Raw genomic sequence first — 13,731 nt, forward strand, 5'->3', positions numbered from 1 at the left:
TGCATCCCCCACAGTTTTCGTACTGCCCAATAAAAATCACAACATCGGGACTTCACATGAAAGCCTTGCCTCTGTTCGCCCTGAGTTTCTTGAGCGTGCTGCCCTTGAGCAGCTTTGCGATCCCCTTGAACGACGACTTCGCCGTGCTGGTGGATCTGACCCTGGCCAGCGATTACCGCACCCGCGGTATCTCGCAGACCCAGAATGACCCGGCGCTTCAGGCCGGTCTGACCCTCGCTCACAGCAGTGGCTTGTACCTCGGCGCCTGGAGTTCAAACGTCGATTTCGGCGGCGGTCTGAAAACCCGTCAGGAAGTCGATTACTACGCCGGTTGGCTGTGGCAGGCCACTGATGAGGTCAGCCTGGATCTGGGCTATCTCAAGTACGCCTATCCCAAGGAAAGTCAGTTCAATCAGAGTGAGGTCTACGGGATTTTCGGCGCTTACGGGGTGAAAGTGGCGGCGTATTACTCCAGCGATGCGCCGGGGATCGACAGCAAGCAGAGTTCGCTTTACAGCTATGTCAGTTATGAAACCGGGTTGCCATTCGATTCAGGCCTGAAATTGCGTTACGGCAATATGGATTTCAAGGACCCGCACCTGTACTCCACGTCGGGGCATGGCGAAGAGTCGTACCGGGAATGGGAAGTCAAAGTCACTCACAATCTGGCCGGTGTGGTACTGGGCTTGAGCTATATCGACACCGATCTGTCGCAGGCGCAATGCCTGAGTAATTGGGGCTTCAAGGATGTGTGCACGGCCACCGTCGTCGCCAGCGTCAGCAAATCCTTCTGACCAGCGAAATCACCTGTAGGAGTGAGCCTGCTCGCGATAGCGCTGTGTCAGATAACACATCGACACCTGACACATCGCTATCGCGAGCAGGCTCACTCCTACAGGGTTTCGCTGTGCGTTCGGCGTTTGTTACGGGATGTTTACGAATTTTTTACTAATGTTCTTCTACAGTTACCCGCGCAACCGCGTGGGTTTTCTATTCATGTAGAGGAATGTTTGACATGGCTTTGGGCAACGGACTGCGTTTACCGTCCATCACTCCTACCCGACTGGTGCTGCTGTTTTCCCTGGCGCTGGTGGCGTTGTACAACCTGGCGACCTGGAAGGCGCTGGGCACGCTGATTACCCTGCAGGGCGCGCACAAACTGGCGTTCTTCGCCTCTTTCGGGGTGTTTCTGTGGGCGGCCATCACCCTGCTGCTGACCCTGGTGTCGTTTCGCTGGACGCTGAAACCGGTGCTCACGGTGGTCGCCCTGCTCTCGGCCTGCGCCGCGTATTTCATGAACGAATACGGAATCACCATCGACACGGTGATGATCCAGAACGTCTTCGAAACCAATCCCGCCGAAGCCACTGCACTGTTCAACGGCAAACTGCTGACCTATGTGCTGCTGCTCGGCGTGCTGCCGGCGGCGTTGATCTGGCGTTGGCCGGTGAGTTACCGGCCGTTCTTTCGCGGTTTGCTCAACAAGATCCTGGTGATCGTCGCCTGCGTACTGGTCATCGCCGTCTCGGTGGGTGCGTTCTATTCGACCTATGCGCCGATCTTTCGTGAAGAAGACAAGCTCACTCACTTCATCAACCCGACCAACTACATCTACGCGATCAGCAAATACACCAAGCAGCGTCTGGGGATCAAAAAGCACTTCGTGGTGCAGACCATCGGCGAAGACGCGGTGATGAGCGCCAAGGCTGCCAGCCGCGAGAGGAAATCGCTGATGGTCTTCGTGGTCGGCGAAACCGCCCGCGCCGATCATTTTTCCCTGAACGGTTACGAGCGCGAGACCAACCCCGAGCTGAGCAAGCTGGACATCCTCAACTTCACCCAAGTGCATTCCTGCGGCACGTCCACCGCGGTGTCGGTGCCGTGCATGTTTTCGATGTTCCCGCGTGAGGATTACAGCGACAAGAAAGGCAAAACCTACGAGGGCCTGCTGGATATCCTGCAACGGGTCGGCGTGCAAGTGCTGTGGCTGGACAACAACAGCGATTGCAAAGGCACCTGCCTGCGCGTGCCCAATCGCGATATTTCCAAGAACCAGCCAGGGCCGTTCTGCGACGGCAACAACTGCCTGGATGAGGCCTTGCTGGCGGATCTGCAAAGCTACATCGACAGCCTCAAGGGCCACGCGATCATCGTCCTGCACGCCGATGGCAGCCACGGCCCCGAGTATTACGAGCGCTATCCGAAAGAGATGGAGCGTTTCAAACCGATCTGCCACACCAACCAGTTGGGCAGTTGCAGCCGCGATGAACTGGTCAACGTGTACGACAACACGATTTTGTACACCGACCATTTCCTCGCCAAGGTGATTGAGCTGCTCAAGCGCAATCAGCAGACCCTGGATACATCGATGATCTATGTCTCCGATCATGGCGAGTCGCTGGGCGAGAACGGCTTGTACCTGCACGCGGCGCCGTATGCGCTCGCACCGGAGGCACAGACCCATGTGCCGATGGTGATGTGGTTTGGCGACAACACCCTGGCCCACGAAGGCATTGACCGCGGTTGCCTGCAAGGCAAGACCGGGCAGGCTGATTTGAGCCATGACAACCTGTTTCATTCGGTGTTGGGTCTGTTTGAAGTCAAGACTTCGCTGTATCAACCGGGGCTGGACATATTCCACGGATGCCGGCCTTCCATGACGGCTGCGCAATAGTTCAGGCACTGAAGATCCCTGTGGGAGCTGGCTTGCCAGCGATGGCGGTTTGTCAGTCACTACAGATGCCGGATGTGCCGACCTCATCGCTGGCAAGCCAGCTCCCACAGGGATCTTCAGTGTTCTCAGGGGGTGAGGTTTGCGAGGTAGGCCCACGGATAGATCCCGCGTTGGTGGCCGTCGCTGAACACCAGTTGCACGCCGTAGCCCTGGGGATTGAGTTCGATCAGGCGCACACGGTCATCGACCAGCGGCACCATGCCTTTGAGGCGAAATGCGCGGCATTGCGAGCACGGGCACTGGCGGCGCAATTCGGCGTGGTTGAGATGCTGTTCGCGGCCGTCCGGCCAGCTCAACCGCAGCATCTGCTGGCTCTGCGAGTTCCCCACTGACAGCGGGTTCATTGCAACTGACTCAAGGCAATGCGCACGGCTTTGCGCACTTCCGGGTCGCCATCATCCTGCGCCGCCTGCAATGCGGCCACGGCGCCGCGATCATTCAGTTCACCCAAGGCCAGTGCGGCTTCCTTGCGCAGGTTGCTGATGCGATGGCCGAGGGTTTCGATCAGCGCGTCCAGCGCCGGAGCGAAACGCAAGCGGCCGAGGCTGCGAGTGGCGCGTAAACGCACTTGCCAATAATCGTCACCCAAGGCGTCGACCAGTGCCGGGCCGGCGTCGCTGTGGCCGACCTTGCCCAAAGTCGTCGCAGCTTCTTCGCGCACCTGCCAGGCGTCGTCCTGCAAGGCCTGACGCAGGGCCGGAAGGACTTCAGCACCAGAGGCCAGACCAAGGGCACCGGTGGCAGCGCGGCGGACTTCGGTGTCCGGATCGTCGCTGGCCAGTCGTGCCAATGCCGGTAATGCATCGAGTTGCTTGAGCCAGCCGAGTACGCCCACGGCTTCGCGGCGCACATTGGCGTCGGCATCATTAAGTGCCGCGAGAGCGGCCGGCGCGGCATCGGCGCAACGCAATTCACGCAGGGCACGGAACGCGGCGATGCGTACGCTGACGTCGGCATGATCGGTCCACGGCAGAATCACCCGCCTCGCCGCCTCGGTCTTGAGCAGGCTCAAACTTTGGGCTGCGGCGGCTTGCACGGCAGGCGACGGGTCGGTCAACGCTTCGCACAAGGCTTGCACAACAGGCTGATCTTCCCAGGCCTCCAGCAACCGCGCGGCTTCAGCGCGGACTTCTTCGGCGGGATCCTGAGCGAGGCGATCGACCAGCCAGAGCAAGCCATCCGGCTCCTCCAGATCGGCCAGATCGATCAGGGCAATGCGCCGCACAGCGGCGTCGTCGGCGGTCAGGCGCGGTTGCAGGGCGAGGATGTCTTCGTTAACGGTCACAGCAAAAATAGAGGTCATAAGGCAAATCGCGGCAAAGGGTTTTCGGGAGGCAGGCCGAGCGGATTAAGGCGTGGCAGCGGTCGGTTGTCGTCGTGACGCAGCAGGTCGAGGCAGTGGCGCTTGAGTCGGGAGAACTCGGGGCTGGTGACCAGTTCGCTGGTGCGTGGCCGGGCGAAGTCGAGACGCAAGTCTTCGATGATGCGCCCCGGCCGTGCGCTCATTACCAGCAAGCGGTCGGCGAGAAACAGCGCCTCGTCGATGTCATGGGTGACGAAGACCACGGTGGTGCGGATGCGCGTCCAGATGTCCAGCAGCAGTTCCTGCATGTTCAACCGCGTCAGTGCATCCAGTGCGCCGAACGGTTCGTCCATCAGCAACAGGCGCGGGCGGTTGACCAGCACTCGGGCAATCTCGACGCGCTGCTGCATGCCGCCGGAGAGTTGATCGGGCCAGCGTTCGGCAAAGCCGTCGAGGCCGACCAGGTTGAGAATTTCGTCCGCCGCGCGATGGCGCTCAGCCTTGCCGATGCCACGCATTTTCAAACCGAAGGCGACGTTGTCGCGCACCGTGCGCCACGGGAACAGCGTGTGATGCTGGAACACCATGCCGCGCTGCGGCGACGGCCCGGACACTTCGCCGCCATCGACTTTCAGGCTGCCGGCATGAGCGCTCAGATGCCCGGCCAGCGCGCCGAGCAAGGTCGATTTGCCGCAACCGGACGGGCCGAGAATGCACACGAACTGGCCCGGTTCGATCTGGCAATCGAGGCCCTGCACCGCTTCGAACGCTTCACGGCCTTCGCCAAGGACAATCGACAATTGGCGAATATCGATCCGCCCTTCCGGGGTTTGCATCACACTCATCAGGCTTTTCCTCGCGGTCGATGCCAGGGCGTGAACAACCCACCGAGGCGTTTGATCAGCAGACTGCTGCCCATGCCCAATACGCCAATCAAGAGCATGCCGACGACGATATCGGCGTAGTTCTGAATGGTGTAGGACTCCCAGGTGTAGTAACCGATACCGAACTGGCCGGAGATCATTTCCGCTGTCACCAGGCAGAACCACGACGTGCCCATGCCGATGGCGAGGCCGGTGATGATGCTTGGCGCAGCGCCGGGCAGGATCACTTCCAGCAGGATCGCCCGGCGCCCGGCCCCAAGACTTTTCGCTGAAGCGATCAGGCGCGGATCGACGCCTTCGACGCCGTGCACGGTGTTGAGCAGAATCGGGAACAGGGCGCCGGTGAAGGTGATGAAGACCATCGATAGCTCGGAGGATGGGAACATCAGGATGGCCAGTGGAATCCATGCCACGGCGGGGATCGGGCGCAGGACTTCGAGTGGCGGCAGTAACAAATCTTCGGCCCATTTCGAGCGGCCGATGGCCAGGCCCAGGGCGATGCCGATGAGCAATGCGGCGAGGTAACCGGCGAAGACGCGGCTAAGGCTGGCGGTCAGGTGTTGCAGGAGCTTGCCGGAATCGCCGAGGCCGAGTGCGGCTTCGATCACGGCCAAGGGAGTTGGCACGTTGGCGAAGGTGACCAGGCCGAGGTTCCAGTGGTGGCTGGCGGCGAGTTGCCAGAATAGAAGGCAGAGCAGCAGAGATGCGGCCCTCGGAACCCAGCGTGTGATGGATATGAACATAGCTCTTCCTCAGTACAACGCACCCTGTGGGAGCGGGCTTGCCCGCGATGGCGGACTTACATTCAGCAAATATGTTGGCTGTACCGGCCTCATCGCGGGCAAGCCCGCTCCCACAGGTGAATGTGGTGTGCATGAAATCAGCGGATGGCAACGGCTTGGGTCGTGGCATCGGTAAAGTCGAAAACCTTGCCACCCTGCGCCGCCGCATATTGCTGCGCCTGGCCCTTGAGCAGAAACGCACTCAAGCGACCCTTGGCATCACTGGCGAACCACGCCTGATCGGCGAGCAACTTGATCCCGCTGTCGCTGGCCTGCGCATACACCGCACGGATGTTTTTGCCTTCCTGCTTCAGTGCAGCGAGCGCGGTGAACGCTGATTCGGCGGAGGCGTATTGGCGCACCTTGTCCTCACCGCGCACCCAGATTTCGGCGACGTGGCTGAAGTCGGTGATCGCTTTACCGGTCGCCGCATCCGTGGCCTTCAGCGGCGTCTGCGCGTAGTTGGCCAACTGCGCGGTGTAATCGAGATTCGATGCCTTGAACGCCGCACGGATGTATTGATCATCGATGAAGGTGTTGAGATCGAGGCCACGATCGGCCTTCTTCAGCAACTTCAACGTTTCAATGGCGGTTCCGACAGCCTGGCGATATTCCGGCTTCCAGCTCAGGTCGCGGGTCTGCACGCCGAGCGGGCCGTGGAACAGGTAATTGACCTCGGCATCGACGCCGGTGACTTTGGCGATCAGCTCGCTGTACTTTTCAGGTTCAGCCGCGAGCAGTTGATTGGCCTCAATGCTCGCACGCAGGTAAGCGACGACGATCTCCGGGTACTGTTTCGCGTAGGCCTGATCCACCAATGCGCCGTGGAAAGTCGGCGCATTGGCCTGGGCGCCGTCGTAAATCTTGCGAGCGAAACCACGGCTGGGAAACAGCTCGGCGAACGGCACAAAATCAGCGTGGGCGTCGATCTTGCCGGCTTGCAACGCGGAGCCGGCAACTTCCGGCGGCTGAGCGATGATGTTCACATCCTTGAGCGGATCCCAGCCCTGCTCCGCCACCGCGCGCAACAACATGCCGTGGGCGGTCGAGGCGAATGGCACGGAAATGGTCTTGCCCTTGAGTTCGCTCAGCGACTGCACGCCGGACGCGCTCGGCACGACGATGCCGTTGCCGCTGCCCTTGATACTGCCCGACAGCACGCTGATGAACAGGCTGTGTTTGCCGGCGGTTTCGAACGCGACACCGTTGAACGCACCGGGGAAATCGGCCATGGCGCCGAAGTCGAGTTTGCCGGCGACCATCTCGTTGGTCAGCGGTGCGCCGCTGGTGAAGTTTTTCCACTGCACCTCGTACTTGGCGTCTTTGTAGGCGCCGTCGTGGGGCAGGTATTTGTCGAGCAGACCGAGCTCACGAATCAACAAGCCGCCGGCGGCGCAGTTGATGGTGGTGTCCTGGGTGCCGATGGCAATGCGGATGGTTTCGGCCGAGGCCGACAAGGTGAACGAAGCCAGTACCAGACCGGCGATTGCTGCACGCAACATGGTTGTTTCCCCTCGAATCATTTATTGGATGTTCGTCTCCGCCGCGATCAGGGCGCGGTGGGAAACGAGGGGTGTTTTTGAATCAGGCGTCCGGGGGTGACCGGATGGCTTTTTGTGTTGTCCTTGCTGGCCTCATCGCTGGCAAGCCAGCTCCCACAGGGTTTTCGGGTGTTTGCAAGATCTATGTCCGAACAAAAATCCCTGTGGGAGCTGGCTTGCCAGCGATGAGGCCCTATCAGTCAACGCAATAAATAAGGAATGTCGACTTTCACGGCCCCGGTCGGGCAATCCTTTTCGCACGGCATGCAGTACCAGCATTCATCGAACGCCATATAGGCCTTTTGCGTGGCCGGGTTGATCGCCAGCAAGTCCATCGGGCAGACATCCACGCACACGGTGCAGCCCTTTTCGGCGATGCATTTGTCCTCGTCCACGGTGACGGGGGCGTTGGAGCGGAAGAAGATTTCCTGAGCTTGATAGGCCATGGTTCGGACTCTTTGATGTATTGATGTATCAAGCGGCAAAAGCGCCCACCCGCAAGCGGTCGTAAGCCTGCATTTCTTCAGCATCGAGGGGGATGATGTAGGGCTCGACGGCTTTCTTGAAGCTGGTCATCTGCCCGTCCTCGCCCTTCTTCAGATGGCAATGGCAGAACCATTCACTGTCGTTGCGCTGCGGGTGATCGACGCGATAGTGGTACAGGCCCCAACGGCTTTCGGCGCGGAACAACGAGGCGCGCGCGGCCATTTCGGCGCAGTCGCGGATCACGCTGGTTTCCATCGCGCGCATCAGTTCATGGGCGTTGTTGGCCTTCATCTGCTCGAGATCGCGCTCGATATCGCTGAAACGTTGCAGACCAATCTGCATCTTCTTGGTCACTTTCGGCGGTTGCAGGTAATCGTTGACGAAGCGCCGCAGCTTGTACTCGACCTGTGCCGGCGGCAGACCGTGTTCGCGATCCAGCGGTGCGTAGACCCGCGCTTTCTCTTTCTCGATTTGCCCGGCATCCAGCGCGGAAAACTCACGCCCGGCGACGAAATCCGCCGCGTTGTGCCCGGCAAACCAGCCGTAGGTAAACGCGCCGAGCATGTAGTTGTGCGGCACGGCGGCCATGTCACCGGCCGAGTACAAGCCTTTCACCGACGTCTCGGCGCGCTCGTTGACCCACACGCCCGACGCCGAATGGCCGCTGCAAAAGCCGATTTCCGAGATGTGCATCTCGACCATCTGCGTACGGTAGTCAGTGCCGCGATTGGCGTGGAACTGGCCGCGACTCGGACGCTCGTTGCTGTGCAGGATTTCCTCGATGTTCTGGATGGTTTCCTCGGCCAGGTGATCGAGCTTGAGAAACACCGGGCCGTTGCCGCTTTCCAGTTCCTGGTGAAACTCCCACATCATCTGCCCGCTCCAGTAGTCGCACTCGATGAAACGTTCACCCTTGTTGTTGGCGGTGTAGCCGCCCAAGGGACCGGTGACGTAAGCGCAGGCCGGGCCGTTGTAATCCTTGATCAACGGGTTGATCTGGAAGCACTCGAGGTTGGCCAGTTCGGCCCCGGCGTGATAGGCCATCGCGTAACCGTCGCCGGCGTTGGTCGGGTTTTCGTAGGTGCCCATCAGGTAACCCGATGATGGCAAGCCGAGGCGCCCCGCCGCGCCGCACGCGAGGATCACTGCTTTGGCCTTGATCACATGGAAGTCGGCGGTGCGGCAATCGAAGCCCATCACGCCATTGACGGCGCCCTCCTCGTCGGTCAGCAAACGCGTGCACACCAGGCGATTGGTGATGCTCACCCGTGCGCGTTTCAACTGGCGATAAAGGACTTTCTTGATGTCGTGCCCTTCCGGCATCGGCAGCACATAGGCGCCCATGTGATGGACTTTTTTCACCGCGTAATCGCCGGTTTCGTCCTTTTCGAACTTCACACCCCAGCGGTCGAGCTGCTCGATGGTTTCGAAACTGTGCGTCGCGTAGGCGTACACCGCTGCCTGATTGACGATGCCGTCGTTGGCGATGGTGATTTCCTTGGTGTACTGCTCGGGCGTCGAGTGACCGGGGATGATCGCGTTGTTCAGGCCGTCCATGCCCATGCTGATCGCGCCGCTGCGTTTGACGTTGGCCTTGTCGACCAGCAGCACACGCAAGTCACGGTTCTTTTCCTTGGCCTTGATGGCCGCCATCGGACCTGCGGTGCCGCCGCCGATGACGACGATGTCGTATTCCTGTTCGAGAACGTTGCGGGTCATGCCTGCTCCCCTTTTTGCCGGTCGATCCGCAGGCGGTACTGGAACGCATCGCCACGGTAGTAAAGGTGTTCGAAGTCCAGCGGCTGGCCGTTGGCGTCGTGGGTCAGGCGTTCGATGCGCATGATCGGCGAGCCGGCCTCGACGTTGAGGGCCTGGGTCAGATCGCTGTCAGCGAGCACCGCGTCAATGGCCAGATCGGCGTGGCCGAGGGCGATGCCGCAGTCGTTTTCGAGAATCAGGAAGATGTCGCGGGTGACCAGATCAGCCTTCTCCAGACGTTCGCCGACGCCTTTGGGCAGGTAGGTGATTTCCAGCGAGATGGGCTCGCGGTTGATCAGCCGCACGCGCTTGATCTGCGCCACGGTTTCGCCTTCGGCGACCTGCAAACGCTCGGCGACGCGCTTGTCGGCCGGGATGAATTTGAAACTGCGCAGGCGGTTGATCACCTCGTAACCACGACCGGTCATGGACTCGGCGAGGCCTTGCAGGCTGCTGACGTTCTGAAAGGTTTTCGGTTTGGCAACGAAAGTGCCTTTGCCGTGAATCTTGAAGATCAGCCCTTCCTTCTGCAGATCGCCCAAGGCCTGGCGCACGGTGATGCGGCTGACTTTGAACAGCGCACCGAGTTCGCTTTCGGAAGGCATCTGGCTGTCTTGCGGGTATTCGCCGTCGAGAATGCGCGCACGGAGGACATCGCGCAGTTGGGTGTGCAGCGGCACGCTGGAAAGAGATAGAACGTTATCGGTCATCACGGGATCACTTGTTATAACGAGTTATGACGTGATCTTAGAGTTGTTATGACATGCTTGAGAAATACCGAATGGGCATAACCTTAGATGCATGGCACACGCTGTCACCTGTGGGAGCTGGCTTGCCAGCGATGGCGTCCTGTCAGCCAACGGATTGGCTATCTGAAGCACCGCTATCGCTGGCAAGCCAGCTCCCACAGGGGGATGGTGTAAGACTGGTGGTCAGTGGCGCTTGAGGATCTGGTCCATGACCCAGTCGGTTTTGAGGGCTTGTTCTGCCATGGCCGGGTGTTGCGAGTCGCCACGGATGTGCGCGTTCATGCCGAGGACGTGATGCCACTGAATGTGATCGTGATGGGGGATTTCCAGACTGATCTGTTCGTCGGCAAATAGCTGGACCGGGTGCTCATCGAATACGGAAAAACTGATCCGCCCGAGGCTGCCAATGATCTCGACGCGATCCTCGCGCCGATCCGCGACAAAGCTCCAGCAGCCCATGCCCAGCGCCCCTGAAGCAAACCGCCAACTGGCGCTGACGGCGTCCTCAGCCGCATACAACCCGGCTTGCCGTGCGGTGAATCCGGCGACTTCAACAATGTCGCCAAGCAGATACTGGAACAGATCAAAACCATGGCTGGCCAGATCGGCGAAGTAACCGCCGCCGGCCACCGCCGGATCGGTGCGCCAGTTATCGCGACCTTCCAGATCCGTTGCTGATGGCGCCTTGGTCAGCGTCCAGCTCAAATGCCGCACGTCACCAATACGCCCCAGCTCCAGCCACTGACGCACCTGCGCAAAACGCGGCAACGAACGGCGATAGTAGGAAACGAACAGGTGCAGGCCTGCGTCGGCAAACGTCTGCTGCATCTCGCGGCTTTGCCCGGCGTTGAGCGCCATGGGCTTTTCCACACAGCAATGTTTGCCGGCGGCAGCGACTTTGAGGCTGTAGGCGTGGTGACTGTCGGGGGGCGTGGCGATGTACACCGCATCCACCTCGGGGTCGTTGATCAGCGCATCGACATCGGTATAGACCCGGGCGATGCCGTGGCGCGTGGCGTAATCGCTCACCGCTTCAAGGCGTCGCCCCATCACCGCCACCAACGCCGAACCTGGGGCCTTGTAGAAGGCCGGTCCGCTTTTGCGTTCAGCGACGCTGCCGCAACCGATCATGCCCCAACGCACCACGTTCATGTCTACTCCCTGTATTTGAAGGCCTTAGCCGATGCGCAAAGCGCGCAGATCCAGATGCCCGTCCTTGAGTGGCGGGCACCAGTAATAGCCGCCGGTGATCGGACGGCTGATGCGATACAGACCGTCGGTGATGCCGTCTTCCAGACCGCTCATGCGGCGCAGTTGCGCTTCGAACGCATCCAGCGAAAAACCGAACGCGAGGAACATCAGGCCGGCGCGATCACCCTCGATCCACGGCATTGAGCGGCGCACGACGAACGCTTCCGGCGCAAAACTTTCCTGCGCGGTGCGTTTGACGTGGGCGGAGACCGGCGCGTCGTCGATCTCTTCGTTGTCGCTCAGGCGCCGGCCCATGATGTTGTCCTTGTCTTCGGCGGACAGCTTATGGAATCCCTTGAGATCGTGCTGCCATTGCTGGATCGCGGCGAAGCTGCCGCCGACCAGGCCTTCGGCGCCGTCACCCAGCAATGCAGCGGCGACGGCCGCGTCATCGTGCGGGTTTTCCGTGCCGTCCTCGTAGCCAGTCAGGTCGTGGCCGTCCTTGTGGCGGAAGGCTTCCTGCACATCTGCCAGACGCAGTGCCGGCGCCAGTGCGGCTTCGAAGGCATTGCAGCGGTTGAGCAACTCGCCACGGTCAACGCCGTGCAGCCAGACCCACAACGCATGCTGGGTCGACGGGTTTTCCACGCCGACGCCGGTCATGGCCGGGAAGCTGCGCAGGCCGTCGATTTCCACGTTGAGGGCCTTGGCCAGGGACTCGCCGAAACCGACCACTGCCGATTTGCCGTCCACCAGGTTCATCAGGTTGTCGATCGCCTGCGGCAGTGCTTCAACCGATTCGAGGGCGAAAAACAGATGACGTGCTTGTGGCGGAACAGGGGTGGCGAGAATGCCCGGCTGGTAGTAACTCATGTGAACTCCTTGGAAAGTGCGCGGGAGTTTACCTGTGGCCGGAGGGTTTGTGGGGTTGAAACGCTGATGTACTAAGCACGAAGTTCCCTTGTGGCGAGGGGATTTATCCCCGATGGGCTGCGCAGCGGCCCCAATTCAGCCACCACTGGTCAGCCTGATTCACCGCGTATTGAGGTTTTGGGGCCGCTTCGCAGCCCATCGGGGATAAATCCCCTCGCCACAGGGTTCATCTAAACCGTTGCGATGCTCTCAACCCGCCACGCACTCGGGCTCATCCCCGTCCAGCGCTTGAACGCCCGGCGAAAACTGCGCACATCGCTGTATCCGACCTCCTCGGTAATCCGCTCGATCGGCATGTCCGGATTGGCCAGCAAACTCATCGTCCGCGCCTGCCGTACTTGCTCCAGCAGTGCTTCAAAAGTCAGCGAATGTTCGGTCAGGCGCCGACGCAAAGTGCGGCTGCTCATGTTCAGGTCACCGGCAATCTTTTCGATATGGCTGCCCCGGCTCAGGTCCCGGGCAATCGCCCGCTCCACCGCCTGAATCAGATCAAGTTTCTGATGCACCTGCGCCGCCTCCAGCTCCAGCAACGCCACTGCCTGACGCAACGCCAGCGAGTGGTGATTCGGTAGATTCACATCAAGCCATTGCACGTCGATCAACATGCGATTGTGCAGGCAACCGAAACGCACCTGCGGCCCGAGCAGGCGGTGATATTCGCTCAGGTAATCCGGGGCAGCATGCATGAACTCCACGGCAATTGCCTGGAAATCGGCCCCCGCCAGCGCCCGGCCATACACCAGCAGACTGGCGAAAAACTCCTCGACCGCGAACACCTGCACATCGGCGAACGGCAAGCGGCATTCGGCATCGAGATGGACCTGCTCACCGACCACATCGACGCTGGACACCACAATCCCGCCCGACGTGTGCTGATGGCGAATCCCCAGGGCAAAGGCATCGCGCAAGGTCTTGCACAGCGAGAGCACATGACCGAGCAGCCCCAGCGTGCCCAGTACATTCTGCGCGCCGACCCACAGGCCCAGGCCCTGATTGGGCAGCACCTTGAGCGCGCGCTGAATCATCGCCACGGCCTGACGATAGGAAATCCGCTGCGCTGGATCCTGCAAATCTTCGAGGGTAAAACCCAGCCCACGGCACAGGCTTTCAGGGTCGACGCCTTTGTTCTGCGCGACTTCGGCGAGGGTTTGCAGGAGAAATGGCGATACCAACGCCAGTTCAAAGGTCGGGTCTTGGACTTTTACGTTCATGAGGGCGAGACATTCCGGAGCACGCTTGATTGTTATTTTTGTAACCGGTTATGTCGAAAGAAGTTAGCACAGGGTTGGCGCACTGTCCGCAGAAGTCCCCCTAACTGTCCGCCAATACCCTGCCCTGTCGGGCGCCAAGCGCTTATTTCTATAGTGCCG

13 protein-coding genes are annotated in these 13,731 nt (G+C 60.4%); 2 read left to right on the plus strand and 11 right to left on the minus strand.

Translation table 11 applies throughout. The annotated features are described in order from the left end of the window. The first annotated feature begins 56 nt into the window (after positions 1-56). Both KI231_RS17000 and KI231_RS17005 read left to right on the plus strand, forming a co-directional pair. Complete coding sequence (locus KI231_RS17000; RefSeq protein ID WP_212809178.1) at positions 57-794, plus strand: TorF family putative porin; 738 nt, start codon at positions 57-59, stop codon at positions 792-794. A gap of 221 nt (positions 795-1,015) precedes the next feature. After that, positions 1,016-2,674 carry a phosphoethanolamine transferase gene (locus KI231_RS17005; protein ID WP_103302404.1) on the plus strand — a complete coding sequence of 553 codons (1,659 nt, stop codon included), beginning with the start codon at positions 1,016-1,018 and terminating at the stop codon, positions 2,672-2,674. A gap of 125 nt (positions 2,675-2,799) precedes the next feature. On the opposite strand, the gene KI231_RS17010 is transcribed toward KI231_RS17005, so the two are convergent. The 11 genes from KI231_RS17010 to KI231_RS17060 form a co-directional block, all read right to left on the minus strand. Continuing rightward, entirely contained in the window at positions 2,800-3,078 is a 279-nt protein-coding gene (locus KI231_RS17010) for a DUF971 domain-containing protein (protein ID WP_212809179.1), read from the minus strand. After that, entirely contained in the window at positions 3,075-4,037 is a 963-nt protein-coding gene (locus KI231_RS17015) for a HEAT repeat domain-containing protein (RefSeq protein ID WP_212809180.1), read from the minus strand. Before KI231_RS17015 ends, KI231_RS17010 begins: the two co-directional genes overlap by 4 nt. After that, complete coding sequence (locus KI231_RS17020; protein WP_103302407.1) at positions 4,034-4,882, minus strand: ABC transporter ATP-binding protein; 849 nt, start codon at positions 4,880-4,882, stop codon at positions 4,034-4,036. The genes KI231_RS17015 and KI231_RS17020 overlap by 4 nt, the downstream gene beginning before the upstream one ends. Beyond that, on the minus strand, positions 4,882-5,664 hold the full coding sequence (locus KI231_RS17025; RefSeq protein ID WP_103302408.1) for an ABC transporter permease: 783 nt from the start codon (positions 5,662-5,664) through the stop codon (positions 4,882-4,884). Before KI231_RS17025 ends, KI231_RS17020 begins: the two co-directional genes overlap by 1 nt. A gap of 137 nt (positions 5,665-5,801) precedes the next feature. Continuing rightward, positions 5,802-7,205 carry an ABC transporter substrate-binding protein gene (locus KI231_RS17030; protein WP_212809181.1) on the minus strand — a complete coding sequence of 468 codons (1,404 nt, stop codon included), beginning with the start codon at positions 7,203-7,205 and terminating at the stop codon, positions 5,802-5,804. Positions 7,206-7,444: 239 nt separating this feature from the next. Further along, positions 7,445-7,690, minus strand: a complete 246-nt coding sequence (locus tag KI231_RS17035) for a 4Fe-4S dicluster domain-containing protein (protein ID WP_003225615.1) — start codon at positions 7,688-7,690, stop codon at positions 7,445-7,447. A 28-nt stretch (positions 7,691-7,718) separates the two neighbouring features. Beyond that, positions 7,719-9,449, minus strand: a complete 1,731-nt coding sequence (locus KI231_RS17040; RefSeq protein ID WP_212809182.1) for a fumarate reductase/succinate dehydrogenase flavoprotein subunit — start codon at positions 9,447-9,449, stop codon at positions 7,719-7,721. Next, positions 9,446-10,198 carry a GntR family transcriptional regulator gene (locus tag KI231_RS17045; protein WP_212809183.1) on the minus strand — a complete coding sequence of 251 codons (753 nt, stop codon included), beginning with the start codon at positions 10,196-10,198 and terminating at the stop codon, positions 9,446-9,448. Before KI231_RS17045 ends, KI231_RS17040 begins: the two co-directional genes overlap by 4 nt. 222 nt (positions 10,199-10,420) lie before the next feature. Then, positions 10,421-11,389, minus strand: coding sequence for a Gfo/Idh/MocA family protein (locus tag KI231_RS17050; RefSeq protein ID WP_212809184.1), 969 nt, complete (start codon positions 11,387-11,389; stop codon positions 10,421-10,423). Positions 11,390-11,413: 24 nt separating this feature from the next. Further along, positions 11,414-12,301, minus strand: coding sequence for a Dyp-type peroxidase (locus KI231_RS17055; protein WP_212809185.1), 888 nt, complete (start codon positions 12,299-12,301; stop codon positions 11,414-11,416). A 230-nt stretch (positions 12,302-12,531) separates the two neighbouring features. After that, a complete protein-coding gene (locus KI231_RS17060; RefSeq protein WP_212809186.1) occupies positions 12,532-13,572 on the minus strand; it encodes an AraC family transcriptional regulator in 1,041 nt (346 codons plus the stop codon). Positions 13,573-13,731: the final 159 nt, after the last annotated feature.

It is taken from the genome of Pseudomonas sp. Seg1 (assembly GCF_018326005.1).
In the GTDB taxonomy this organism is placed as follows: Bacteria; Pseudomonadota; Gammaproteobacteria; order Pseudomonadales; family Pseudomonadaceae; genus Aquipseudomonas.

What these genes read in the sequence shown, in the direction of transcription:
- KI231_RS17000 (WP_212809178.1), top strand. Translation starts at nt 57, where the DNA reads ATGAAAGCCTTGCCTCTGTTCGCCCTGAGTTTCTTGAGCGTGCTGCCC.
- KI231_RS17005 (WP_103302404.1), top strand. Translation starts at nt 1,016, where the DNA reads ATGGCTTTGGGCAACGGACTGCGTTTACCGTCCATCACTCCTACCCGA.
- KI231_RS17010 (WP_212809179.1), bottom strand. Translation starts at nt 3,078, where the DNA reads ATGAACCCGCTGTCAGTGGGGAACTCGCAGAGCCAGCAGATGCTGCGG.
- KI231_RS17015 (WP_212809180.1), bottom strand. Translation starts at nt 4,037, where the DNA reads ATGACCTCTATTTTTGCTGTGACCGTTAACGAAGACATCCTCGCCCTG.
- KI231_RS17020 (WP_103302407.1), bottom strand. Translation starts at nt 4,882, where the DNA reads ATGAGTGTGATGCAAACCCCGGAAGGGCGGATCGATATTCGCCAATTG.
- KI231_RS17025 (WP_103302408.1), bottom strand. Translation starts at nt 5,664, where the DNA reads ATGTTCATATCCATCACACGCTGGGTTCCGAGGGCCGCATCTCTGCTG.
- KI231_RS17030 (WP_212809181.1), bottom strand. Translation starts at nt 7,205, where the DNA reads ATGTTGCGTGCAGCAATCGCCGGTCTGGTACTGGCTTCGTTCACCTTG.
- KI231_RS17035 (WP_003225615.1), bottom strand. Translation starts at nt 7,690, where the DNA reads ATGGCCTATCAAGCTCAGGAAATCTTCTTCCGCTCCAACGCCCCCGTC.
- KI231_RS17040 (WP_212809182.1), bottom strand. Translation starts at nt 9,449, where the DNA reads ATGACCCGCAACGTTCTCGAACAGGAATACGACATCGTCGTCATCGGC.
- KI231_RS17045 (WP_212809183.1), bottom strand. Translation starts at nt 10,198, where the DNA reads ATGACCGATAACGTTCTATCTCTTTCCAGCGTGCCGCTGCACACCCAA.
- KI231_RS17050 (WP_212809184.1), bottom strand. Translation starts at nt 11,389, where the DNA reads ATGAACGTGGTGCGTTGGGGCATGATCGGTTGCGGCAGCGTCGCTGAA.
- KI231_RS17055 (WP_212809185.1), bottom strand. Translation starts at nt 12,301, where the DNA reads ATGAGTTACTACCAGCCGGGCATTCTCGCCACCCCTGTTCCGCCACAA.
- KI231_RS17060 (WP_212809186.1), bottom strand. Translation starts at nt 13,572, where the DNA reads ATGAACGTAAAAGTCCAAGACCCGACCTTTGAACTGGCGTTGGTATCG.